This window comes from Mesorhizobium loti (assembly GCA_014189435.1).
In the GTDB taxonomy this organism is placed as follows: Bacteria; Pseudomonadota; Alphaproteobacteria; order Rhizobiales; family Rhizobiaceae; genus Mesorhizobium; species Mesorhizobium loti_G.
In genome coordinates, this window is the sequence record CP050293.1 from 2,650,975 (window position 1) to 2,672,430 (window position 21,456).

General features: G+C 60.8%; 26 protein-coding genes and 2 pseudogenes. 13 read left to right on the plus strand and 15 right to left on the minus strand.

Annotated elements, in window-relative coordinates; translation table 11 throughout:
* Nucleotides 1-251 precede the first annotated feature (251 nt).
* Complete coding sequence (locus HB777_12825; GenBank protein ID QND68762.1) at nt 252-842, plus strand: transglutaminase-like cysteine peptidase; 591 nt, start codon at nt 252-254, stop codon at nt 840-842.
* Between the two features lie 92 nt (nt 843-934).
* On the opposite strand, the gene HB777_12830 is transcribed toward HB777_12825, so the two are convergent.
* The 10 genes from HB777_12830 to HB777_12875 form a co-directional block, all read right to left on the minus strand.
* Entirely contained in the window at nt 935-1,918 is a 984-nt protein-coding gene (locus HB777_12830) for a murein L,D-transpeptidase (GenBank protein QND68763.1), read from the minus strand.
* A gap of 237 nt (nt 1,919-2,155) precedes the next feature.
* Nucleotides 2,156-3,895, minus strand: coding sequence for a DUF882 domain-containing protein (locus HB777_12835; protein QND68764.1), 1,740 nt, complete (start codon nt 3,893-3,895; stop codon nt 2,156-2,158).
* A 358-nt stretch (nt 3,896-4,253) separates the two neighbouring features.
* Entirely contained in the window at nt 4,254-4,817 is a 564-nt protein-coding gene (locus tag HB777_12840) for a hypothetical protein (protein QND64683.1), read from the minus strand.
* Nucleotides 4,814-5,602, minus strand: a complete 789-nt coding sequence (locus tag HB777_12845) for a DsbA family protein (GenBank protein QND64684.1) — start codon at nt 5,600-5,602, stop codon at nt 4,814-4,816. The genes HB777_12840 and HB777_12845 overlap by 4 nt, the downstream gene beginning before the upstream one ends.
* A gap of 46 nt (nt 5,603-5,648) precedes the next feature.
* The gene (locus tag HB777_12850; GenBank protein ID QND68765.1) at nt 5,649-6,353 is read right to left on the minus strand and encodes a redoxin domain-containing protein; all 705 of its coding nucleotides are present in this window, start codon (nt 6,351-6,353) and stop codon (nt 5,649-5,651) included.
* 38 nt (nt 6,354-6,391) lie between these two features.
* Nucleotides 6,392-6,703 (minus strand): hypothetical protein, encoded by a 312-nt coding sequence (locus tag HB777_12855; protein ID QND64685.1) that lies wholly within the window; start codon nt 6,701-6,703, stop codon nt 6,392-6,394.
* 25 nt (nt 6,704-6,728) lie between these two features.
* Nucleotides 6,729-7,256 (minus strand): TlpA family protein disulfide reductase, encoded by a 528-nt coding sequence (locus tag HB777_12860; GenBank protein QND64686.1) that lies wholly within the window; start codon nt 7,254-7,256, stop codon nt 6,729-6,731.
* Nucleotides 7,257-7,270: 14 nt separating this feature from the next.
* A complete protein-coding gene (locus tag HB777_12865; GenBank protein QND64687.1) occupies nt 7,271-7,711 on the minus strand; it encodes a CopG family transcriptional regulator in 441 nt (146 codons plus the stop codon).
* 30 nt (nt 7,712-7,741) lie between these two features.
* Nucleotides 7,742-9,223, minus strand: coding sequence for a multicopper oxidase family protein (locus HB777_12870; protein ID QND64688.1), 1,482 nt, complete (start codon nt 9,221-9,223; stop codon nt 7,742-7,744).
* Between the two features lie 107 nt (nt 9,224-9,330).
* Nucleotides 9,331-9,726 (minus strand): hypothetical protein, encoded by a 396-nt coding sequence (locus tag HB777_12875; protein QND68766.1) that lies wholly within the window; start codon nt 9,724-9,726, stop codon nt 9,331-9,333.
* Between HB777_12875 and HB777_12880 the strand changes: the two genes are divergently transcribed.
* Nucleotides 9,643-9,840, plus strand: coding sequence for a hypothetical protein (locus HB777_12880; protein ID QND62433.1), 198 nt, complete (start codon nt 9,643-9,645; stop codon nt 9,838-9,840). The two genes, HB777_12875 and HB777_12880, sit on opposite strands and share 84 nt — an antisense overlap.
* Here HB777_12880 and HB777_12885 read toward each other — a convergent pair.
* The 3 genes from HB777_12885 to HB777_12895 form a co-directional block, all read right to left on the minus strand.
* Nucleotides 9,825-10,484, minus strand: a complete 660-nt coding sequence (locus tag HB777_12885; protein QND64689.1) for a cation transporter — start codon at nt 10,482-10,484, stop codon at nt 9,825-9,827. The two genes, HB777_12880 and HB777_12885, sit on opposite strands and share 16 nt — an antisense overlap.
* 213 nt (nt 10,485-10,697) lie before the next feature.
* Nucleotides 10,698-11,579 carry a metallophosphoesterase gene (locus tag HB777_12890; GenBank protein ID QND64690.1) on the minus strand — a complete coding sequence of 294 codons (882 nt, stop codon included), beginning with the start codon at nt 11,577-11,579 and terminating at the stop codon, nt 10,698-10,700.
* Between the two features lie 21 nt (nt 11,580-11,600).
* Nucleotides 11,601-12,530 (minus strand): diacylglycerol kinase family lipid kinase, encoded by a 930-nt coding sequence (locus HB777_12895; protein QND64691.1) that lies wholly within the window; start codon nt 12,528-12,530, stop codon nt 11,601-11,603.
* A 108-nt stretch (nt 12,531-12,638) separates the two neighbouring features.
* Here HB777_12895 and HB777_12900 point away from each other — a divergent pair, with 108 nt between their 5' ends.
* The 6 genes from HB777_12900 (at nt 12,639) to HB777_12925 (ending at nt 17,945) form a co-directional block, all read left to right on the plus strand.
* The gene (locus HB777_12900; GenBank protein QND64692.1) at nt 12,639-13,181 is read left to right on the plus strand and encodes a chromate resistance protein ChrB; all 543 of its coding nucleotides are present in this window, start codon (nt 12,639-12,641) and stop codon (nt 13,179-13,181) included.
* A gap of 32 nt (nt 13,182-13,213) precedes the next feature.
* Entirely contained in the window at nt 13,214-14,431 is a 1,218-nt protein-coding gene (locus HB777_12905; protein QND64693.1) for an MFS transporter, read from the plus strand.
* 86 nt (nt 14,432-14,517) lie between these two features.
* Nucleotides 14,518-15,069 carry a phosphatase PAP2 family protein gene (locus tag HB777_12910; GenBank protein ID QND64694.1) on the plus strand — a complete coding sequence of 184 codons (552 nt, stop codon included), beginning with the start codon at nt 14,518-14,520 and terminating at the stop codon, nt 15,067-15,069.
* Between the two features lie 11 nt (nt 15,070-15,080).
* Nucleotides 15,081-17,120: a phosphatase PAP2 family protein gene (locus HB777_12915; protein ID QND64695.1), complete on the plus strand. Its 2,040-nt coding sequence runs from the start codon at nt 15,081-15,083 to the stop codon at nt 17,118-17,120.
* Nucleotides 17,121-17,279: a DUF982 domain-containing protein gene (locus tag HB777_12920; protein QND64696.1), complete on the plus strand. Its 159-nt coding sequence runs from the start codon at nt 17,121-17,123 to the stop codon at nt 17,277-17,279.
* A 72-nt stretch (nt 17,280-17,351) separates the two neighbouring features.
* Nucleotides 17,352-17,945: an SOS response-associated peptidase gene (locus HB777_12925; protein QND64697.1), complete on the plus strand. Its 594-nt coding sequence runs from the start codon at nt 17,352-17,354 to the stop codon at nt 17,943-17,945.
* A 2-nt stretch (nt 17,946-17,947) separates the two neighbouring features.
* On the opposite strand, the gene HB777_12930 is transcribed toward HB777_12925, so the two are convergent.
* Together HB777_12930 and HB777_12935 are read right to left on the minus strand one after the other, a co-directional pair.
* Nucleotides 17,948-18,292, minus strand: coding sequence for a hypothetical protein (locus HB777_12930; protein QND64698.1), 345 nt, complete (start codon nt 18,290-18,292; stop codon nt 17,948-17,950).
* Nucleotides 18,293-18,327: 35 nt separating this feature from the next.
* Complete coding sequence (locus tag HB777_12935) at nt 18,328-19,083, minus strand: hypothetical protein (protein ID QND68767.1); 756 nt, start codon at nt 19,081-19,083, stop codon at nt 18,328-18,330.
* Between the two features lie 157 nt (nt 19,084-19,240).
* Here HB777_12935 and HB777_12940 point away from each other — a divergent pair, with 157 nt between their 5' ends.
* The 5 genes and pseudogenes from HB777_12940 (at nt 19,241) to HB777_12960 (ending at nt 21,436) form a co-directional block, all read left to right on the plus strand.
* A complete protein-coding gene (locus HB777_12940; protein QND64699.1) occupies nt 19,241-19,702 on the plus strand; it encodes a hypothetical protein in 462 nt (153 codons plus the stop codon).
* Nucleotides 19,703-19,812: 110 nt separating this feature from the next.
* Nucleotides 19,813-20,061, plus strand: a pseudogene (locus HB777_12945) (DUF2840 domain-containing protein).
* Nucleotides 20,062-20,129: 68 nt separating this feature from the next.
* A pseudogene (locus tag HB777_12950) lies at nt 20,130-20,321 on the plus strand (peptidase S26).
* Nucleotides 20,322-20,811: 490 nt separating this feature from the next.
* The gene (locus HB777_12955) at nt 20,812-21,240 is read left to right on the plus strand and encodes a hypothetical protein (GenBank protein ID QND64700.1); all 429 of its coding nucleotides are present in this window, start codon (nt 20,812-20,814) and stop codon (nt 21,238-21,240) included.
* Between the two features lie 40 nt (nt 21,241-21,280).
* Nucleotides 21,281-21,436, plus strand: coding sequence for a hypothetical protein (locus HB777_12960; protein ID QND64701.1), 156 nt, complete (start codon nt 21,281-21,283; stop codon nt 21,434-21,436).
* Nucleotides 21,437-21,456 lie beyond the last annotated feature (20 nt).

Consider the following 21,456-nt stretch of genomic DNA (forward strand, 5'->3'; position numbering starts at 1 on the left):
CGTGGCGATCCACATGGTGGCGATGCTGTCGAGCAAAGTGCTATGGATGCCTCGCTGCTGAGAGGAAGGCAGCCGGAGCCCCTCTAGTTCCCGGCGCGCAGTCGCCGCCCCGCCGCATGTGAGTAACCATGTCGCTGATCTGACTGTCCCCATCATTGACACGCAGTGTAAATGGCCGTTAACATTTCGTTAACAATCAGGGACCGCGGGGCGGGGCAGTGTTTTCCTTTTCGACGGCGCAGATCGTGCGCATGGCTGCCGGAATTGCAGCCGGACTGGCTGTTTTGGCATGGGCTGTGGCGCCAGCGGATGCTGCGCATCCGATGGCAACGGGCGGCCCCACCTCGCAGCCGATAGGACACTACGATTTCTGCAAGACCAATCCGGCCGAGTGCTCGATCCGCCCAACCAATCTCGCACCCGCAACCATGACCGATGCGCTGTGGCGCAAGCTGACCAGCGTGACCGCCAAGGTCAACGCCGCTGTCAAGCCGAGGAGCGACTATGACATTTACGGCAAGGATGAAGTCTGGGCCTATCCCAACAGGGGCGTCGGCGACTGCGAAGACTACGTCCTCGAGAAGCGCCGTGAACTGAACCGCATGGGAATGTCGCTGGCCGATCTTCTGATCACTGTCCTGCGCAAGCCGGACGGCGAAGGCCATGCGGTGCTGACGGTCCGCACCGACAAAGGCGACTATATTTTGGACAACCTGACTGACAAGGTCCGCCAGTGGGATCAAACAGATTATCAGTTTTTGAAGCGTCAGGCCGTCGGCAACACCGGACACTGGGTCTCGATCCGGGACGGCCAGCCAATGCTCGTCGGAGCGGTGCAGTAGAACATCCTGATTTGTATTCGGCTCCGCCGGTTCTCAGATATTCAATGCGCCTGGGCAGGTCACCCGTACGCCTTAGAACCCAGATCCATTCGTCATTCACTCGGACTATGCGGGTCCGCCAAGGCGGCCTCCGGCCGGCTAATCGGCACGTCGTCCAACGACGTTTTCTTGGCAAGGGCCGCGGCGCCACGGCTTTGGAGAAGTTTCCGGAAGCTTGGGTGCATGCCTCCATCTGAATAGGCATGAGCTTCGATGGTTGCGCCGGAAGCGAGAAGGGCTGCCGTCTTGCGTGCATCGGCATCGTCTCGAGCGGCCACAGCACCATTTTCCGAATTTAGCAGAGGTGGACAGGAAGCGAGCGGATCGCGTGGATCGCCACCTTCAAACTCCGCGTCGAAAACATACCGTCTATCGCAGTAAGAGACCTTCGGCGGACGGCGTGTCACTTCAAAATTGTCGTAACCCTGCTTAAGGTTCGTCCAGAAATCAAAATTGGGATCATTGCGGTTCTTCGCCATGTTTTCCGGGGTCATCCGGAATGGAAAAGCCTGTACCTGAAATGATGACTGACCGCCCCTTATGGCCTCCCGGACGACCGAGTAGATTTCCGCAACCCCGGCATCAGTGAGCGCGAAACAACCCGACGATGAGCATGCACCATGAACCATCAACGCTTCGCCGCGATAGCCAAGGGCGCTTTCCAGCTTGTTGGGGTAACCGAGGTTGAATGACAGATAATACTGAGAATTCGGATTCAGCATGCCCGCGGACACCTGATAGAACCCTTCTGGAGCCTGACGGTCACCATTCCTGGTTTTGGGTCCAAGTTTGCCGGACCAGCGGCACATCGGAAAGGTCTTCAGAAGCGCGTATCGCCCAGAGCGATCACGTTTCCAGATCTCCAGCTCACTCTCATCCTTGAAGATCCGGATCAGAATCGGATCGGCCGGCGTCATTTTCCGCCTGCTCATATCGCTGACGAGGCTTGCATTGATCGGCTGGTTTGCTTTGTCAGCGACTTCGAGAACAGTCGACACGCACCCCGACACAAAAATTGCAAGCGCGGACAAAATCAAGAATCTGGACAGTTTCTGACTCACTGTATTCTCGTCATCTTTAGGATCCAGCTTCCGGTGCGGCTCCACCATGGGTGAGTCCAATTCCGCAGAAGATTCACATAGCAGTGGCAGCATTGTCCGTCAGCAGGGTTAACGAAATTCGACTGCGCTTGCTGGTGTGAAATGGACGGCCCAGTGGCGTTCATCGGATGATCGACAGTGGATGAGTGCGGCTCCTCAAGCCTGAACAATCCGTCACTTGGTCTGAAAGCGTGCCACCGACAGGAACTTGACGGCGTTGCCGGTGAACCGGTTGGCGTCGGCCATCTGGTTGTCCGGCAGGAAGCCGGCGGTATACACCTCGCTCGGCGGCGTATGCACGATATTGTAGGCATAGCGCGGCGCTGTCGTTGCGCTGGAAACCGTGGCGACATTCTCGCCGCTGTTCAGCGCCCAGCGCGCGGCCTGAGGCGCGGCGGCAAGAACAACGGCTGCCCTGTGACCATGCTGTGGGTCACCGGCAGTGGCCCTGGATTCCTTGCCCGTGGTCTTCACGCCTGTGCTGGTTGCCAGAACCGGATCAGAACCCGCCGGACGGGCAGCGATGGCGTTGCGAGGCGATGCGGCACCGACGCCTGAGGGCTCGTTGAACGCCGACAGAGAGGCGACCTGATATCCGTCGGTCGCGCTGGCTTGATCGACAACGGCCTTGTCTGGCCGCTCGCGCGGCTGCACCGGGAGGGCGTCGGCGGCAGTCGGGTTGTGTGATGCCGCATCGCTCTGCACCAGCGCGTCGTTATCTTGAGGCGTAAGGTCAGCATGGTCTGGACGCCAACTTGGCATGGGAACGCTGCTGAGCGCGACCTGCGCCGAATAGCCGACATCCGGGGCTTGCGCTGTCGCCAGCATCCGCTCGGTGGCGGCCGTGGAGTCCGCCGTGCCGGACGGAACATTCTGCGGCGTCTGAGAGCTAACATCGGCCTTCGGACGCGGTGCGAAATCAGGCAGTGGAATGCTGCGCGCCGGCAGTGCCGCGATGATCGTCTCCGGCGTGTCCTTCTGCGGCTCCGGAGCGGCGGCATTATCGTCGGCAACCTGCGGAATCTCGGCACGCTGTGCATCTTTCGGCGCCACGATCGCAATGCCAGGCAGCTTGCTGCTCTTAGCGGCCACCGCCGGCTTCACGCTCTTTGGCTTGGGCGCGGGTGCGGCCGAAGCCGTCTGGACATCGGCGCTGTCGTCGGCTTCGTCGTCGCCGCCGCCAAAGAAAGCAGAGAGCAACCCACCGGATTTCTTGGTGCTGCCGCCGGCACTTGCCAGTTCGATGGCCGGAGCACCCGAGCCCTTGCGCGCCTTGTAGGAGGCGAGCGCCTGTGCATAACCGGGCAGCGGCTTACCATCGCTTGGCACATGCAGCGTCTTGCCATTGGGGAACAGGCTGACCAGTTCCTGGCGGCTGATGCCGGGCCAATGACGCACATTGCCGACATCCATATGGACGAAGGGCGAACCCGACGACGGATAGTAGCCGACGCCGCCGCCCTGCATCTTCAGGCCAATGTTGCGCAGCTTCTTCAGCGGTACGCCCGGAATGTAGAAGTCCATCGCCTTGCCCAGCATGTGCTGGCTTTCCTTGGCGACACCGCGGCTGCGGCTGCGCAGCATCGAATTGGTCGCCGGCGAGCGATAGCCGCAGACGACCTGGATGTAGTCTGTGGCGCCTGCCTGCCGGTAGGCTTCCCACACCAGGTCAAGCAGGCGCGGATCCATCTTGGTCGGTTCGTTGCGACGCCAGTCGCGCAGAATGATGTTGATCTTCCTGAGGCCTTCCGGATCGTACCGGCCATTGCGCTTGTAGACGATCTCGGCCTTTTCGTGCGTGTGGAGGTGATAGAGTTTCAGCGAGCGCGTTTCGGCGCTTGCGCCGGTCGCGGCTGCGGCAAGGAAACCAAACGCAACAATCACCGCTGCCAGCCATCTCGGCCAGACGCCAATGTGATAGTGCCGCCCGTTGCTGTGTCGTTCGACTTTGTTCAAATCAAAAGGCCTTGCAGGCTGCCGTTTGTCCCCGGATTTGCCCAAACGGATGCGTGGTTCTCACATCCGATATCGATCCCAAATGGTTAATCACCGCTTACCTGGAGCCGAAATGCGGTAACACCGTGGCGATATCCCGGCAAAAATGTTGTGTACGTTGCTGACAAACCGCTGGACGAAGCGCCTCCGAGATCCCACGGAGATATTCTGCGAAACCGATCAGCGACGCGGCTAACTCCTCCGGCAGCAAAGCATTCCGGAGGCAGCGCAGCGCCGCTGTGGTGGTGATCTCGGCAGGGTCATCCCCGTCACCCCTCTACATGTCGCCGCCACAGCCGTCGGACAGGTTCCATACATCGACGATCTGCTTGCCGGTGAAACCGTGCTCGTGGATCAGGTATTTCGCTAGTCCGCCATACACTTTCCAGCGCCAGCATTGGCAACAGCACGGACCCTTCTCCTCGGAATTTGCCATCGCATGGTCGTAGGTCTGCTGTTCGGCGCTGGTGAGTTTCACATCGTAGTAAGGCATCATCTTCTGCGCGACGCCCGCCGGGATATCGTACGGATCGCTCGGGATCATCGCGATGTCTCGGTATCTGGCCAAGCCGTTGACCTGCTCGACGTAGCGCTTCATTTCCATCGGGCTGCAACACGAGCCCTTTATCCGCGACGTCGGCGGCATGGTGGCGATCGACTCCGTATATTTGGCGGAGCACGTGCTGTTGCCGTTCTGGCTGAGGTCTTTGAAGCGGCTCACAAGGCCGGGATCATCCGCGGCGATTGCCGTATCCGATTCCCTAAGAAAGCCCGCAATCGTCGCGGCGCCAACGACGCCCAGAATAACCGTCCGTCGGCTTGGGTGCGATATCCCTGTCATTTGCCTGCCCTCGCTTGTTCAATCAGTTTCTTCATCGTCGCAAGGTCGGTCGCGCCGGGAAAGATCTGGTTGCCGACGACGAAACCTGGCGTTCCGGTGATCCTCAACGCCTGGGCCAGTTCCATGTTGCGGTCGATCAGCGCCTGGATGTCCGGCTGCTGCATGTCGGCCTTCAGGCGCGGCACGTCGAGGCCGGCCTCCGCCGCGACCCTGAGCACCACGGCCTCGGTCACCCTTGTCCTGGCGCCGAACAGCGCCTTGTGGAACGCGCCATATTTGCCTTGTCGCTCGGCGGCGAGCGCCGCCTTGGCCGCGAACACCGAATCCGGGCCGAGGATAGGGAATTCCTTGTAGACGATCCTGAGCTGCGGATCGTCGGCCGCCGCTTGCGCCATGATCGGCGCCACCTGGCGGCAATAGGGGCAGTTGTAGTCGAAGAACTCGACCATGGTGACGTTGCCCTCGGCATTGCCGCCAACCGGGCTTTGTTTGTCGCGGAAGATGTCGTCGGCGCGGGATGTGAGAACAGCCTTGGCCGCGGCCGCATCGGCGTCGCGCTGGCGCGCTTCCAATCCTTGGATCGACTCCATGATGACCTCGGGATGCGCGATGATGTAGTCGTGCACGCGCTGGTCGAACTGATCCTGGGACATTTCGCCGGCCGCCATCGCCGGTCGCTCCATGCCTTGCAGGCCGAGCAGGAGCCATGCTGCCAAGCCGATAAGCGTAAGGGCGCTGACAATTGCGCCGCCATCTCGTCTTGCGTCGTTCGCGTTGGTGATCATATGCGTCTCCTTTTCCCTGTGGTTTAGCCACGTCGGTGAAGCAGCGTCAGAAGAGGTTCTTCAATTTAGCCAGCCAGCCTTCGTCCGGTTCATCGTGAGGACGCTCGATGTTGTTGGTGAGCGCATTGACGAAAGTGACGAGATTGACCGAAGCGAAATTCAGGCCGTGGAAATTCGCCCGCCAGTGGCCTTGCCTGTCGATCACATGCGTGACCGTGCCGTGCATCTGATAGCCGTCATCGGTGAGGGTGAACTTGTGGCCGAAGGCTTCCTCCGCCAGCTTGCGGGTCGTGTCCTCCGGCTGATCCTGGGTCGTGGTCAGGAACAGCCAGTTGGCCGGGTCGAGCCCGTGCGCTGGCGCATATTTGCGCAGCACGTCCGGCGTGTCCCTTGTCGGATCGGTGGTAATGGTCACGAAGGTGACCTGATCCTTCATCGGCGTGCCGTTCACCATCGCCTGGATCTCGGCGATTTTTTCGGCATGCAGGGGACAGACATCCGGGCACGATGTGTAGATGAAATGAAGGACGACGACCTTGCCGCGCAGATCGGCCATTCGCACGATGCGTCCATCGGCGGTGCGCAGCGTGAAATCGGGCGCTGGCCTGTCGATCGGCTGGAAATACTTCTCGTCGCCCTCAAGCAGGGCGTTGACGTCATCTAGCGAGTGGGCTTGCGCGTTATGCGCGAAACCCACGATCAGCGCCGTCAGTGCGATCAGGCGGCGCAGCAGGCGCACGCTCAAAGCCAAGGAAAGCGCCTGCGGCTCGTCTGGAACCCGGACAAGCATCAGCCACCGCCTTTCATGGTGCCATCGCCGTCCCCGTCCGCTTTTGCAGAAACGTTCTCGGTCGGACAGCCGCTGCCGGTCATCCGGCTCATGCACAAGCCAAGCGCGCACATGGCGACGCAAGGCAGCACGCTGAGCAGCAGGGGCGCAATTCCCGCGGCGACCAACCAGGTCCAGTTGAAGGCGAGGCCGGCGATGGCAATGACGGCGCCGGCGGCTATCTGGCCGCGCCGACCGCCGAGATAATGGCGGATGGTCGAGGAGCTATCGGGCGAGGCCTGCCTGGTTTGGGTGAGTTCTGTCGTGGCCATTTGTCGTTTCCTTTCTCATTTGGCCTCATTTGGCGGCGAAATGGCTGCGGATGAACGCGACCATGTCGGGCGCATCCCACTCGGCCGGACCAATCAGCCGGCCGATTTCCTTGCCTTCGCCGTCGATCAGCAATGTCATGGGAAGGCCGGGGGCGCCGAGCGTAAACATCGCCTTGGCCGATGTGTCGATGCTGAGCGCGAGATGCTCGATGCCGATCTCTGTGAAGAACTTTTTCACCTTGTCGGGGCCGCCGCGATCCATCGACAGCGCAACGACTTCGAAGTCCGGCCCACCGATCTCTGCCTGCAGCCGGTCGAGCGTCGGCATTTCCTTGCGGCACGGCGCGCACCATGTCGCCCAGATGTTGAGCAGGATGACCCTGCCGGAAAAATCGGCAAGCGTTCTCGGCTGGCCGGCGCCGTCCGCGAAGCGGATTTCCGGCACCGGGACAGGAGCCTCGTGAACGGCAAAATTCTGCGGCGGTCCGGTGGCCGATGCAGGCCACGGAACCGCCAACAGTACGCCAACCAGGACCACAGCCAGTTTGCTCATGATCGCAGCCGGTTTCATTCTGTGGCGTAGACGGTCGGTGCCTTGCCGTCCTTGGTGAAGGCGTATATCGTCCAGGTCTCGGCTTTCTCACCGCCCATGCCAGGCGCGCCCGTCGGCATGCCGGCGAGTGTGATGCCTGATATAGCTGGCCGCTCCGTCAAAAGCTTCTTGACGATGTCGACTGGCACCAGGCCATCGACGACATAGCCGTCGACCATCAGCGTATGGCAGCCTTCGAGATCGGCGGGCACGCCGGCATCGCTGCTTATCTGCGAGAGATTGTTGACCGGCTTGATGTCGACCTTAAAGCCGTTGTGCTCCAGATAGTTGGCGTAGGATTCGCAGCAACTGCATTGCGGGTTCTTGTACATCACCGCGTTGATGGTTGCCGCGACAGCGGGCAGCGGCGTTGCGATCAGCAAAGCAAGGGCGGCGAGGCGATAGGTCAGTTTCATTGCGGTTCTCCTTTGGTTGAATGAAAAGGTTCAGGTCACACGGAAGACGGTCATCAGGCCGGTCATCTGGTGATCGGCGACATGGCAGTGCAGCATCCAGTCACCGGGATTGTCGGCGACGAAGGCGCATTCGATCGTGTCCTTGGGGGCGAGCAGCACCGTGTCCTGCCATTGCCGGTGCGGCACCGGCGAGCCGTTGCGCGACAGCACCAGCATGCTGAAGCCGTGGATGTGCATCGGATGCCACCACGCGGTTTCGTTGCGCATGGTGAGATGACAAGTAGCACCGCGTTTCAGCGTGAACTGCGGCGCCATGCCGGCGTGGCCGTCACCGGTCATCGACATGCCGTTGATCGCCCATGCTGCACCTCCGCCCATGCCGGGCGTCGCCATGCCCATCATGCCGCCGATGCCGGCGAGCTTGCCGCCACCCATCATGCCGCCCTGCAGCATGATCTGCTGGTGCTCGGCCTTGGTGAGGTCGGGTTCGGGCAAGGGATTGCGCGGCAGGCCAACAGGCGCGTCGAGCGGATGGGTCCGCAGCGGCGTCGCATTGTCATAGGCAAACGTGGTCAGCGTGTAGGCGAGGCCGTCATAGAAATCGTCGATCACGGCATGGCGACTGCCGGGGTCGCCCTGCATGTCGAGCACGACATCGATGCGCATGGCCGGCGCCAGCACCAGGCGGCCATCCGCCGGCTCATGCGGGTCGCAGGGCTGGCCATCGATCGCGACGACGACCGGACGGTGGCCTTCGAAGCGCAGCGCCATCATGCGGGCAAGTGAAGCATTGGCTAAGCGCAGCCTGATGCGCTCGCCAGCATGCACCGGCTGATCAGCCAGAGGCGCTCCGTTGATCGTGATGACATTGCCCACCCGGCCCGACATCGCCGCGTCCATCGCGCTGCCGAAGCCGGTGGCGATCTGCCCATCGGCGGCAAGCCGCCAGTCCTGCAGCAGCCATAAGAGGTCGCGGTCGACGGCAAGGGGTTCGCGCTCCTCGACAACGAGGGCACCGGCGAGCCCACGCCCGAGCTGCACGAGACTGTCGGCATGCGGGTGGTACCAGAAGGTGCCGGCATCGGGCGGAGTGAATTCGTAGATAAAGCTCTCGCCCGGTTTGATCGTTGGCTGGGTGAGGCCCGGCACGCCGTCCATGGCGTTTTGTAGACGGATACCGTGCCAATGAACCGTGGTGTCCTCATCCAGTCCGTTCTCGACGGTGATGCGAACCGGTTCGCCCTGCCGCAGGCGCAGCATCGGGCCGGGAACGGTGCCGTCATAGGCCCAGACCGGCGTAGACGGACCGTCAGGGCCGATGAACCGGGCCTGGCCCGGCGCGACCCTGATCCGGCGTTCGTCGGGAGCGGATGCCCGCACGGGGCGCATCGATGCGGATAAGGCAACGCCCGCCGCCGCAATGAGAAACCTGCGGCGCGAAACAGCAAAACTGAAATCGGTATTCACGTTTGGACCCTTTGGACCCACGAGGCCAATGACGCGTAGCGGCATCGGGTCTCGTCATTGCTTTGTGCGAATTGATCTCGGCACGCGGAGCGCGCGCAAAGACGACCAGACGCAGAGGTCAACTGCCAGGGGCAGGAGACTTGGGCGTCAGATCAGGTCGCTGGTCGTGGAGGGGATGGGTCGGGCAGGGAACTTCGCCCATGCAGGAGCGGAGTTGGCAGCGCCGATGGCTGTTGCGCCTGCGGAACCACGGTGAGGGCGAGGTCTTCCGGCAGCACAGCGAGCACAGGAGCGATGCACGTCGGCGGACAGTGCATCGGGTTGCCGTTGTCGCCTACGCCCTTGAGGCAGGCCTTGCAGTCACCATTCATGGCATTATCGGCCATTTTGGCCATGCCGGTATCTGGAGCCATCGCCATGCCGCTCTCGGCCGTCATCGTCATCTTGGCCGACATGACGCTCGCTTGGGCGCCAGCAAGGCTGAACCCAGCGGTCAGGAAGACCGCAAGGAGCATGACGAGGATATGCTTTGGCGACCAGTGTGCCATCATCTGTTCAAGCTGGCCTCAAAAGGCGGCATTTGCAAGCCCTGGACGCTGCGACTTCGGGACAATGAACAAGCCTCGGTCGCCGATGCGGTCGTGTCTCAGTTTGAAATTTGACGGGCGCTCTTTTTGTAAAGGCCGCGCTTGCCTGGCTTAAATTCGGCGCGCGACTGTTGCAGGACGACGATCGCGCCCTGGAGAGCTAACCCCGCCATGATGGCTGCGACGATGATGTCCGGCCAGCCTGCGCCAGTACCGAAAACACCCAGCGCGGCCAACAGCACCGCCAGGTTGCCGAGGACATCGTTGCGGGTGCAAATCCATGCCGAGCGCATGTTTGCGTCGCCGCCTCTGTAGGCCCACAGCAGCCCGAACGAGGCGGCGTTGGCTAGCAGCGCAGCAAGCCCGACCGCACCCATTGTCGACGCTTCTGGAAGGGTTGCATGCGTTGCGTGCCAAACGGTTACACCGATCACCCAGAGGCCGAAAACACCCATAGTTGCGCCTTTGGCAAACGCCGCCATGGCACGGTGCCGCAAAGCCATGCCGACCACAAACAGGCTGATGGCGTAGTTGCCGGCGTCGCCAAGGAAGTCGAGTGCATCAGCCTGGAGCGAGGCAGACCCTGCCGCGACGCCAGCGCCGATTTCAACCGCAAACATTGCCGCGTTGATACCCAGTACCGCCCAAAGAATGCGCCTATACGACGCGTCTTCCTGCTTCGACGGTTCGTGGTCATGTCCGCAGCATTCTGCGCCCATTGCGACCTCCAGCCTTCCACCAAGCATATAGGAGTTCCAGGCCGGATGCGACGGAACGTGCAAGCCAATGATGGTTTCGGCCGCGTGAGACCGCTTGCGATCTTTGACCGAGAGTTCTGCGAAGCAGACGTCCGAGCGAAAGCAGAACGTCGGTTACGATGAGCGAGACAAATTCGTTGGGTCAGGACGCTTGCATAGTCGCTAAAAAGGCTGCTATCCGAGTATCCGATCGTCGGCCCGTACAATCCCGTCGTCAACGTTTTGTATGAGCGTGGGAATAGTTCCGCCTGTTGGCGCCCAGCCTGACGGTCCGAGCCGGAAGCTTTTGCTCGTCGATCTGACGAATCTCACCTCGTCGAGGTCCCACGCCCGGCACTCGAGATGGATCTCTGGCCGCTCGATCCGAATAAGGTTGAAAGAATTGGCTTCTTGCCGGCGGCGCGAAGAAATCGCCGTGCCTGCTTGGATCAGCAAGGCGGAGTAGCCCTCGATATCGTATCGGACCGCACTCGAACCGATGCGGTTCAGATGCAGATGTCCGGACAGGATCACATCGACGCGGCTTTGTGAGAATACTCCCATCGCCATCCTCGCCCGCCCGACGATACCGTCGTCATCATTCGCGCTGGCGCCTTCGAAGGGATGGTGTGTCACCACGATCCGTGTCGTCTCATCCGACTGATCGGCAAAACTTCGTCTCGCCCACGCGAGCTGCTCACTGTTGATACGGCCTCCCTTGATCGTTAACGACCGAGCGGTGTTTATCCCAGCGATGGCCAGCTCCGGATCGGCATAGAACGGGTCGGTATCCGCCGTAATATAGCGCTTGTAACGCGTCAACGGCGTGAAGAAGCGCGCGAACAGGTTGTAGAGCGGGACATCATGGTTACCCGGCACGACGAGTTGCGGGTATGGCAACGTGTCGAGAAATGCCCGTGCCTGCGTGAATTCTTCCTTGCGCGCGCGCTGCGTCATGTCTCCCGAGACGACAACAATGTCAGGGTTGGCTGCGCAAACGTCGGCAGCGAGTGCATCGGATACTGTCTGGTCAATTCTGCCAAAATGCAGGTCGGAAAGATGGGCAATCGTCTTCATCAAGCCCATACCTCACCAGAATCATGAGTCTCGAGGGGTGGCCTTCGTCAACACGGGTGCGAGAACCCGCAGTGCACCAGGCCGTATCCGATAACGCAACGGAGTTGTCGCCTCGACGGTTTCACCGTCCATCGCAATTCGCATGCGTTGTCGGCGCGCCCTGATCTCAAGACTTTGCACCCGGAATAGTTCCACATCGCGGACTGGGTCGATCAAACCGAAGGCGACCTTGAAGGGTAGCAGCGCAAGTCCGAGCCAGGACTGCTGCTTCACGACATAGACGCACAGTTCCCCAGCGGTAAGGCTGTTGCGGTGGCCGAGCTTGCTCAAATCGTAGAAATTGTTGCCAACGAACACGCAGAGGGTCCGCTGTTCTCGCCCCTTGTCGTCGATTGAGATTCTGACCCGCTGCCAGGATGATGCCTTGAGCATCAGGAGAAGCGCCGGACCGAGAGCGGCAAGCTTTCCTACCCCTAGCCGCTTCTGCTCTGCGGACCGTTCGGCGACAAGAAACGGATAGATGCCGACGGACGAGTTGTTGAGGAAGACCCGGCTGTTCACCTCCGCAACATCGATTTTCTGCACGTGGCCCGCCGCGATGACGTCCATGGCCGCTTCCAGATCATTCGGCAAACCCAGATCCCTGGCGAAATGATTGAGGGTGCCCAGCGGCAGGACACCAAGCACGACGTTTGTTCCCGCCGTTGCCGACGCTACGGAACCAATAGTGCCATCGCCGCCGCCGACCACGAGGGTCGGCGGCTTACCGCCGGGCGATTTCGCCAGGACGAACTTGTGCGCCATCTCGGCGATCTCGCGGCCTTCTGCAAGTCGCACCTCGGTCTCGATCCCTCGTGCCTGAAGCCCACCTCGAATAAGCTTTTCGAAGTCCTCGCCTTTGTTGCGCTGAATGGTGCCTGCGCTCGCATTAAGGAGGACCAAAACTGTCATCTTTGCGCCATTTGCACGGTTGGGGTGAGAGTCCAAACGCCTTCCAAAGGGGACGAATTGCTGTATGTTGCCTTTGACTTGTAACGGCCGTTGCATTACCATGTTGCGATGGTTGAAATCAACTGGCTTCTCCTCACCTACAAAGTACCTCCGGAGCCCGCCACGAAGCGCGTTGCTTTGTGGCGGCGGCTGAAGGGAATGGGGGCCGTCTATCTGCAAAATGGCGTTTGTCTGCTGCCCAAGACCGACGACCATGTGCGGCGACTGAAGATGTTGGACAATGACATCACCGAAATGGGCGGCGAGGCCGTGCTTCTCGAAACAGTGGCCCTCGACAACGCCCAGGAGGAGAAGGTTGTCGCACGGTTCAAGGCCGATCGCGATGACCAGTATCGGGAGTTTCTGCGACGTTGCGACGACTACGAGGCCGAAATTGCCAAGGAGATCTCAATCAACAAATTCACCTATGCCGAACTTGAAGAGGAAGATACCGACCTGAAGAAGCTTCAGGGCTGGCTGGATAAGATCAAGAAGATCGATTTCTACGGTGCGGCGCTGGCCGAAGAGGCAACCCAGCGCCTGCGCGGCTGCGAAAAGCTGCTCGACGGCTACGCCCAGCGTGTTTTCGATGCTCATGCCGAGAACCGGTGAGGGCAGACGTCAAAGATGACGAAGCAAGCGCGATGACGACCGAGGTGATCTATCCCTCTGCTGCCCGGCAAGGCATCCCGACCGGCATATGGATCCTTGGCTTCGTGTCGATGCTCATGGACATCTCGTCGGAGATGATCCACGCGCTGCTGCCCGTCTATATGGTGACGGTGCTTGGAACCTCCGCCCTCACAGTCGGCATCATCGAGGGCATCGCCGAGGCGACGGCCGCGATCACGAAGGTTTTTTCGGGCGCGCTAAGCGACTGGCTCGGAAAGCGCAAACTCCTCGCCGCGCTCGGCTACGGTCTCGCCGCTTTCACCAAGCCAATCTTTCCATTGGCGTCTTCGATCCAATGGCTCATCGCCGCACGCTTCATCGACCGTATCGGCAAGGGCATTCGCGGCGCGCCACGCGATGCGCTTGTCGCCGACATCGCCCCGCCGCATTTGCGCGGCGCAAGTTTTGGTCTTCGCCAGTCGCTCGACACGATCGGCTCCTTTCTCGGACCGCTCATCGCCATGGGCCTGATGTGGTGGACCGCCAATCATTTTCAGACGGTGTTCTGGATCGCTGTCATTCCGGCATTCCTGTCCGTTGGGCTGATCCTCGTCGCCGTTAAAGAACCGGAGCGCCCGCAGAAGTGGCGCCGCGTCCGGATGCCGCTGCATCGCGACGAACTACGCCGACTTGGGGCGACCTATTGGTGGGTCGTGGCGGTCGCTGCAGTCTTTGCGCTCGCGCGGTTCAGCGAAGCCTTCCTCATCTTGCGCGCGCAATCGATAGGCCTGCCGCTAGCGCTGATCCCGATCGTGCTGGTGATCATGAGCCTTGCCTATTCCCTGTCAGCCTATCCCATCGGGGTGCTATCCGATCGCGTCAACCGCCTGACCCTTCTGGCCGCTGGCATTGTCCTACTTTTGCTGGCCGATCTCGTTCTCGCCTTTGCGACAGGCATCGTGTGGGTCGGGATCGGCGTCGTGTTCTGGGGCCTCCATATGGGCTTCACGCAAGGCTTGCTGGCAACCTTGATTGCCGAGACGGCGCCAGCGGAGCTACGCGGAACCGCCTTCGGCATGTTCAATCTTGTGACCGGTGTCGCGCTGCTTGTCGCCAGCGTCGTCGCCGGTGCGCTTTGGGATCAAACGGGGCCGCAAGGGACTTTCCTGGCGGGAGCCGCTTTCACCGTGCTGACGCTCGCAGGATTGTTTGTCATCCGCGGTCGGCTGAGAGGGCGGGCCAATGCCTGAATACAGTCGGCGCCACCCGTGGCACTCCCCCCATCAATTGCCCCCAAGCGCGAAAACCTACCACCGAACCTAGGAGCTGCCTGCCTATGTATGAACTCGACGCCGCGGTAACACATGCAATCAATGGGCTGGCAGGGCGAAGCGCGGCCGTCGATTTTCTGATGATCTGGATTTCCACGATTGGTGTGCCAGTTTTGGTGTTGGCCGTCGCCGTTCAATGGTGGCGACGCACCGACAGACCGCAGGTCCGTCACGTCCTTGTCGCGGCGGGGCTCTCATTCCTTCTCGGCCTCGCCATCAATCAGCTTATTCTGCTCTTCATCCACCGGATGCGGCCGTACGATGGCGGTGTGACCCATCTCCTGATTGCCCACAGCGCCGATCCCTCGTTCCCTTCCGACCACGCAACTGCGACCTTTGCCATCGCGGCGGCGTTTCTCCTGAATGGTATGCCACGCGTTGGGCTGGGTTTCCTCGCCGCAGCTGTGCTCGTCACTTTCTCGCGCGTCTATATCGGAACCCACTACGCCAGTGACGTTCTGGGCGGAGCGCTGACCGGGGTTGTCGCCGCCTACGCCGTTCGCGCAATCTATCGGCAAAACACCCGCATCGACCGCCTCGTCACCAGCATTCTATAGGACGCCTCGGGATGCTGACGTCCTTGGTCTCATCGGTGACCGAATTCCTGACGGCGCACCCGCATGTGGCCTATCTGGCGGTCTTTCTCCTGGCGCTTTCGGAGTCGCTTCCGATCATCGGGGTCGTCATCCCCGGCACCGCCGTGATCCTCGCGCTTAGCACCCTGGTGCCGAGCGGCGTATTGCTGCTCTGGCCATTGCTGGTCGCGGCCATTTTAGGCGCCATCGCCGGTGATGGTTTTGCATTCTGGCTCGGGCATCGATACCACCGCGAGATTCTTGGTCTCTGGCCACTGAACCGCAACCCCGAACTAATAGAGCGCAGCGAAGCGTTTTTCGCGCGCCACGGCGACAAGAGTATTTTTCTCGCCCGCTTCACACCGGGAGTCCGCGCCTTCATTCCGCTCCTCGCCGGTATGCTGGGGATGTCGGTCAGGCGGTTCTATACCGTGAATATCGCTTCGGCGCTCGCCTGGGCTCCCTCACATATCCTGCCCGGTGTGCTGGTCGGTGCCGCGTTCGGCATTTTCGGTGCCGCCGCAAAGCCGCTGGCGATCCTGCTGTTCGTTTTAGTCCTGGCCGGTTGGCTGGTTCTGCATGTCGTGCGCTGGACGTTGCGCCGCGGCATACCCCTGCTCATCGTTGGTGTGGAACGGCTGCGGGCCTGGGCCGGCGCCCACGACACCTGGATTGGACGCAATCTCACCAGTTTGCTCGATCCCTCGCTACGCGAGGTGCTGGCTCTCGGATTACCAGTGGTTCTGCTCATCGCTGCAGCCTGGCTGTTCTTAGGCGTTCTGGAGGATGTCGTTAGTGGCGACCCGTTGGTACTTGCCGACGGCGCGATCTATCGCGCCCTCCAGGATATTCGCACCGGACCCGGCGATGCGGTGATGATCGCCATCACCGAACTCGGCGACACCGTCGTCGTGGTCGCGGTCACAATCATCATCTTTCTGTGGCTTGCCTGGAAGCGGGCTTGGCGCACGGCCGCCTACTGGGTCGCTGCAATCGCCGGCGCATCGGCGCTCAACACAGCCATCAAGGTGGCATTGCATCGTGCTCGGCCCGGTGAGTTGCTCTATTCCGGCTGGAGCGCGTTTTCCTTTCCGAGCGGCCACAGCACCATCAACATGGTGCTCTACGGATTCCTCGCCTTCCTCATCGCGCGTGACCTTCGCCCCGCCTTGCGCCTCCCAGTCGTTCTCGGCGCCGCGCTCCTGATATTCATGATCGCGTTCTCACGCCTCTACCTGGGTGCGCACTGGCTGTCCGACGTGCTTGGCGGATTGGCGTTCGGGTCCGCGTGGCTCGCGCTGCTTGGACTGTCCTATCTGCGGCGGCAAACCGAGCCCATTGAATCGAGCAGGCTGCTGGCCGTCGGGTGCGCGGCGCTAATCCTGGCGGGAGGAATTCATATCTATCGCAGCCACGCGACGGATATCCAGCGATACGCCGTCAAAAGCGCGACGCAATCCATGGTGGCCGCCGATTGGTGGGCGTCGGATTGGCAGCAACTGCCGGTGCGACGCATCGACCTTACCGGCGAGACGCAAGAACCGCTGGCGTTCCAGTGGGCCGGTAGCTTGCAAAGCTTGCAGAATGTCTTGCTGCCGAAAGGCTGGAACATACCGCCAGCTTGGGTGCCGTTGAGCACTCTGACCTGGTTCACGGGATCGGCCAGTCTGGCCAATCTTCCGGTGGTTCCCTCTCTGGCCGGTGGGCGCTTTCCCAGCCTGACCCTTGTTGAGCAGTCCGGTGACGTTGCATTCCCGGATACTCGTCTTGTGCTCCGGCTGTGGGCTGCCGATCTCGAGCTTACCAACGGACAGACCGCTCCGCTCTGGATTGGGTCCGTCGTCGAGGAGCGTCTCTATCATCCCCTTTCGCTTGTCACGCTGGTCTCGACGCAGCCCGACGTCAACACACCGCGAAATGCGCTGGCTGAGGTTCTCAACGGAGGACGCCTCGTTTCCCGAACCAGCGGAATCGCGGGCTCAGATTGGGACGGCCAGGTTCTGTTGGCCCGCGAGGTGCACGGGAAGCCCTGAATGGCGCTCGGCAGGGTCCTCGAGATCGGGCAGGGGATGCGTCGACAAGCCTGCCTTGGTGTTCTCGATGCGATCAAAGAGACCCGCGACGCTCGGAAGGCCTTTGTTGAGGCCGCAAAGGAGGTGGGCATTCTGATTGAACGGGAACCTTGGGGTTGAGCACCCGTCGCTTTCCATGGCGCCTTCGCTTGCCCTAATATCAACCGAGGTCGCCGAGGTCTGGAGCTTTCCATGTGCAATGATTACGAGCAGCATGTCGTTTGGGCCGAATATTGCCGGATGATTGCGTCGCTGGCGCTCAAAATCCCCAGCCACCAAACAGAACTCGATTTGCCCCGGGCGGATGACGTCCACATCAATGATCCGGCGCCCATAATGTGTGCCGCCGGCGACATTATCGAGCTGGCATCGATGACGTTCGGATTTCCGCCGACCGGACCAAAAGGCGGCCCTGTGTTCAACTTCCGCTCAGCAGGCCGGCAATTCGGGAATAGCAAACGCTGCCTCGTTCCTGCGTCCGCGTTCTTCGAATTCACCGGCACGAAGTATCCGAAGGCGAAACATCGCTTCACGCTCACCGGCTCTCCATTCATGGCCGTCGCTGGGCTTTGGCGTGAAGCCGTCGGCAACAAGCCGCCAACCTTCACCATGCTGACGACCGATCCCGGGCCGGACGTCGCGCCATATCACAACCGGCAGGTGGTGGTCCTTCAGCCGGATAATTGGGCGGCCTGGATCAATTTAACAAAGCCTGAGGCTGAGCTTTTGCGGCCGCTTCCAGCCGGTTCGCTTTCGGTGGAGACGGTTCGCGCCGAAAGCTCGTGACTTTAGCTTCGTAATATCTCCGGCACGCTGAGCGGGCCGAGATCGAGAACCGGCGTGTATTCGCCCGTGCGGCGCCAGACGCCGCGCACTTTTCCATGCTCCCGATCTCGCTTCGGATCGAACATCAGCCCCTCGAAGTGATCAAGAAACGCCTTTGCAGACGAGGCTTCGCCGAAGCAATGGAGCCGAAAGGTTTCGTATTTCCCGTTCGGCCATATCGCCTGCACCTGCCGCGTCTGGTGCTTAAGCCCTCGTTCCTGGCAGAACTTCGCGATCATGGTGAAGTTCCGGTCGGTGCAGAGGTCATCCGGAAGCGCAACCTGGTGTGGCCAGTCGCGGTCGATCACCGCTGGCGTCGGTGAGCCCCGACTGCGCTTGACCACTATTCGAAATGCATTGACTGGCCGCGCATCATTGCCAGCGTCAGCGCGATCGCAGGATTTGCCGGCGGCTTTTCCATATGCAAGGAGCCGTCGAAATCACGCCATGCGGCCATGCGCAATTCATCATCGTCGTCGCCGGCCGCCGGGTCGAAAACGTGGGCATCACAGGGATCTCGGTCAATCTCGATTGTCCAGTCCTTGAGCGCCTTGCGCGCCATCTCCTCGACCTGGGCAAGGTCGCTGGTGAAGAAGGGGATACGGTCGCCATCCTCCGAAAGCGGCTCAACCCGATCCAGCGTCGGCCGGTCGGGAACCCAGCCAAGAACAAAGGCAATATCGAAATCGATCTGGCGGTCCGGACCGGCCGTGATTTCCAGCCGCTTGACGACGTCAGGATATAGCTGCTTCCGCTCTGGCCAGGTGTCTGGAACCGCCTCGGCTTGCAGCTTCGTGCGGGGGACGTTGATCAGTTCCATGACCTGATGGTGCGGCACTTTTTCCGCCGGCCAGCCCCCGCAACATGCCGCCGCCGCAGCCTCATCGGCTTCCAACCAGACCGTGGCAGCCCGATCCTCGTCCTCGGTCGGCCTGTCGTCTTCTGGAAAGCCTTTGATATCCCAGCCTTCCAGCGCAAACAGCCCTTCCGCGCCTTGCAAAGCTGTAATGCCGGCGCGTGCAAACACCGTTTCGGCTGCCGCGATACCGCGTTCGAGCTCTTGGGGGGTGGCGTCTTGAATGTTCAAGCGAAGTTCCATGGTTCGCCTCCTATGGCTAATTCCGCCGATAGTGAACAAAAAGAGAACACAGAGTCAAGCGCACTCTTGACGAGAGAGGAATATGTTCCTTATTTCAGCGTGATCTGGAGCAGCAAAGGACCATGGCTCGGCGTCAATCGCGCTAGCCGGCGAAGCTATGGCAAAAACAGCGGAAGACAATTTTCGGATCGAAGTTTGGGATCGCGAGGAGAAGGCTCTGTCAGAAACTATTTCGCGTTCCCCCGATTCAACGGTGAGTCAGGCAGCCTGGCAAGCTGCCATCCGGCGGCGGCCAGGCATGTTGCTGATCCACTACAACAGTCGGCATGTGATGGAGAAAATCCTGACACCAGGCGAGGTGAATATCCCGCCACAGGCCATCATCGACGGCAGCGTTCATGCGGGCCTCGATGTGGCACTCGGAGATCTTCGCGAGTGGCATGTGTTGCGGGCCTGGTGCAGATCCTGTTCGCACCATGCAACGGTAAAGCCTGCCGGGCTCATCGAACGCTATGGAAAAGGCGCTCTGTTCAGTTCGGTCGAGCGAGCGCTCTTCTGCACGAATTGTGACAGGGGAGGGCCTGTCAGGCTGGAAATTCACAAGCTGCCACGCAATTGAGGGGCGAACGGATGCAAGACCTCATCTAATTCGTCCAGGCCAACTCGGCGCTGGGTTGGACAATTCCTATCGCATCGTCGCCGATCAGCGGGCGGACTGTCGAGAATCGGGAAGCCTATCAGACGCTCCCCTTAGTTCGTCCCGGCGGCGACATCCTGCTGAAGGTCGTAAGTTGGCCCAGTGTCGAACGCGTGCTGCAGGCGATCGACGCCATCCAGCGCCTCGGCATAGAGCCTCAGTCGGTGTCGCCCGATCATTGGCGGCACATCCACAACCGGATAACCGCCGGGCACGAGCCGCGCGCCTACACGCTCGACCACCATCGCGCCTTCCTGCTGCGCAAGAGGACCGGGCCGTGACGCGCGCCGCGATCATCCTGGCCAGCGTTGTCGCAACTATCGGCGTCGGCTATCCCGGCCTCACTTCGATGCCCACGAAGCTCATCTGGAATGCGTCAGCTAGCGCACCGATCGGCTTCTACACGATCGACTTCGACGGACCCTTCGAGGTCACCGATCTTGTCGCCGTCGACGCGCCCGAGCCACTCGCGGCGTTCCTCTCTGATCGCGGCTATCTGCCGAGGGGCGTGCCACTCTTGAAGCGCATCCTTGGCGTATCCGTTTATCTGTTAGGCCGGGCAAAAGGCATTATGCATAGTGTAGCCGGGGTGTTCGGATTACTCGTCTTCGGCATCGCCGCCGCTGTAGGAGATCGAGCATTTCCTTCGACAATTTTCTTTAGTTTCGGAGTGGTGCTCCTCATCAGTATTTCGTGCTTGAGCGTCGGTGTCGTTCAGACGCAAGAAAAAGGTGAATCGTGAGGTGGAAGAGCTAACAGCAGGTGCAGATGCGAAACAGGCTGTCCTAGGGTCGCTGACGGCACTCTACCCCTGGATGAGCTCATATCATTCCCGGCCGATACGCGACTATGCGTTTCGCCTGTTCGAGGCGCCAGCTTCCAGGTCCATGCCAGAAATCCGGTTTCGAGCCTTCACCAAACTACTCGACATCATCAGGAAGGCAGCGACACGAAACGGATTATCGACCGATACCGCCTCGGAAATCTGCAGGGATTTCGAAAGGCGCCGCGTGTTGCAGACAGGCCCTCATTTGCTTCTCCTTATGGAGCCGGAAGCCTATTACACGCATATCTTCAGCCTCCTTGGCCTCTCGGCGCATGGCTGTTCGACCTATGTTTCCTACGCCGTTTCGACGGTGAGCCTCGTTGAAAAGCCACGCAAGGGGCCAGGCTGGCTCACCGTCGACGGGAAGCCGGTCAACGTCTTTGGCCTGAGCCGAAGCCGGATGGCGGGATACAACCTTCTGGCCGGGCCGGGCTCCTATGGGTTTGAGCTTGTGCCGACGGAGCCAAACGTTGAGGGCGAGGCGCTCGCGCGGCTACGCAATCTTCTGCCCAAGACCCAATTCGAGCGGCCGGCACATGCCATCAAGGCAGCCAATCTGATGCTTTGGCCAAAAATGTTCGCAGGCCGTTTCGCCTTTCTGCAGATCGACGACGAGGATAATCGAGTGCGATGATGATCCATTCGAGCTATTCCTAAATGGCAGGAACGGCGGGATGAGTGACCTTATCGACCGTTTGGGCGACATTTCCTTCGCCGAGGCATGTGGAAGCATGAAAGGCTTCGTGACGGACCCGTCGTGGCATCAACTTCACAGCCGGCTGCGGCAGGGGTTGGTCACGCCGGCCGACGAGGAATGGGCCTTTTCCTGAAATGTTTTATGCGATCTAGC

Coding starts and splice junctions, on each gene's coding strand:
- HB777_12940 (QND64699.1), top strand. CDS start 19,241: ATGGCAAAAACAGCGGAAGACAATTTTCGGATCGAAGTTTGGGATCGC.
- HB777_12900 (QND64692.1), top strand. CDS start 12,639: ATGGTTGAAATCAACTGGCTTCTCCTCACCTACAAAGTACCTCCGGAG.
- HB777_12840 (QND64683.1), bottom strand. CDS start 4,817: ATGACAGGGATATCGCACCCAAGCCGACGGACGGTTATTCTGGGCGTC.
- HB777_12935 (QND68767.1), bottom strand. CDS start 19,083: ATGGAACTTCGCTTGAACATTCAAGACGCCACCCCCCAAGAGCTCGAA.
- HB777_12825 (QND68762.1), top strand. CDS start 252: ATGGCTGCCGGAATTGCAGCCGGACTGGCTGTTTTGGCATGGGCTGTG.
- HB777_12865 (QND64687.1), bottom strand. CDS start 7,711: ATGAAACTGACCTATCGCCTCGCCGCCCTTGCTTTGCTGATCGCAACG.
- HB777_12885 (QND64689.1), bottom strand. CDS start 10,484: ATGGGCGCAGAATGCTGCGGACATGACCACGAACCGTCGAAGCAGGAA.
- HB777_12890 (QND64690.1), bottom strand. CDS start 11,579: ATGAAGACGATTGCCCATCTTTCCGACCTGCATTTTGGCAGAATTGAC.
- HB777_12895 (QND64691.1), bottom strand. CDS start 12,530: ATGACAGTTTTGGTCCTCCTTAATGCGAGCGCAGGCACCATTCAGCGC.
- HB777_12855 (QND64685.1), bottom strand. CDS start 6,703: ATGGCCACGACAGAACTCACCCAAACCAGGCAGGCCTCGCCCGATAGC.
- HB777_12910 (QND64694.1), top strand. CDS start 14,518: ATGTATGAACTCGACGCCGCGGTAACACATGCAATCAATGGGCTGGCA.
- HB777_12845 (QND64684.1), bottom strand. CDS start 5,602: ATGATCACCAACGCGAACGACGCAAGACGAGATGGCGGCGCAATTGTC.
- HB777_12875 (QND68766.1), bottom strand. CDS start 9,726: ATGGCACACTGGTCGCCAAAGCATATCCTCGTCATGCTCCTTGCGGTC.
- HB777_12905 (QND64693.1), top strand. CDS start 13,214: ATGACGACCGAGGTGATCTATCCCTCTGCTGCCCGGCAAGGCATCCCG.
- HB777_12860 (QND64686.1), bottom strand. CDS start 7,256: ATGAGCAAACTGGCTGTGGTCCTGGTTGGCGTACTGTTGGCGGTTCCG.
- HB777_12870 (QND64688.1), bottom strand. CDS start 9,223: ATGCCGCTACGCGTCATTGGCCTCGTGGGTCCAAAGGGTCCAAACGTG.
- HB777_12920 (QND64696.1), top strand. CDS start 17,121: ATGGCGCTCGGCAGGGTCCTCGAGATCGGGCAGGGGATGCGTCGACAA.
- HB777_12925 (QND64697.1), top strand. CDS start 17,352: ATGTGCAATGATTACGAGCAGCATGTCGTTTGGGCCGAATATTGCCGG.
- HB777_12960 (QND64701.1), top strand. CDS start 21,281: ATGAGTGACCTTATCGACCGTTTGGGCGACATTTCCTTCGCCGAGGCA.
- HB777_12915 (QND64695.1), top strand. CDS start 15,081: ATGCTGACGTCCTTGGTCTCATCGGTGACCGAATTCCTGACGGCGCAC.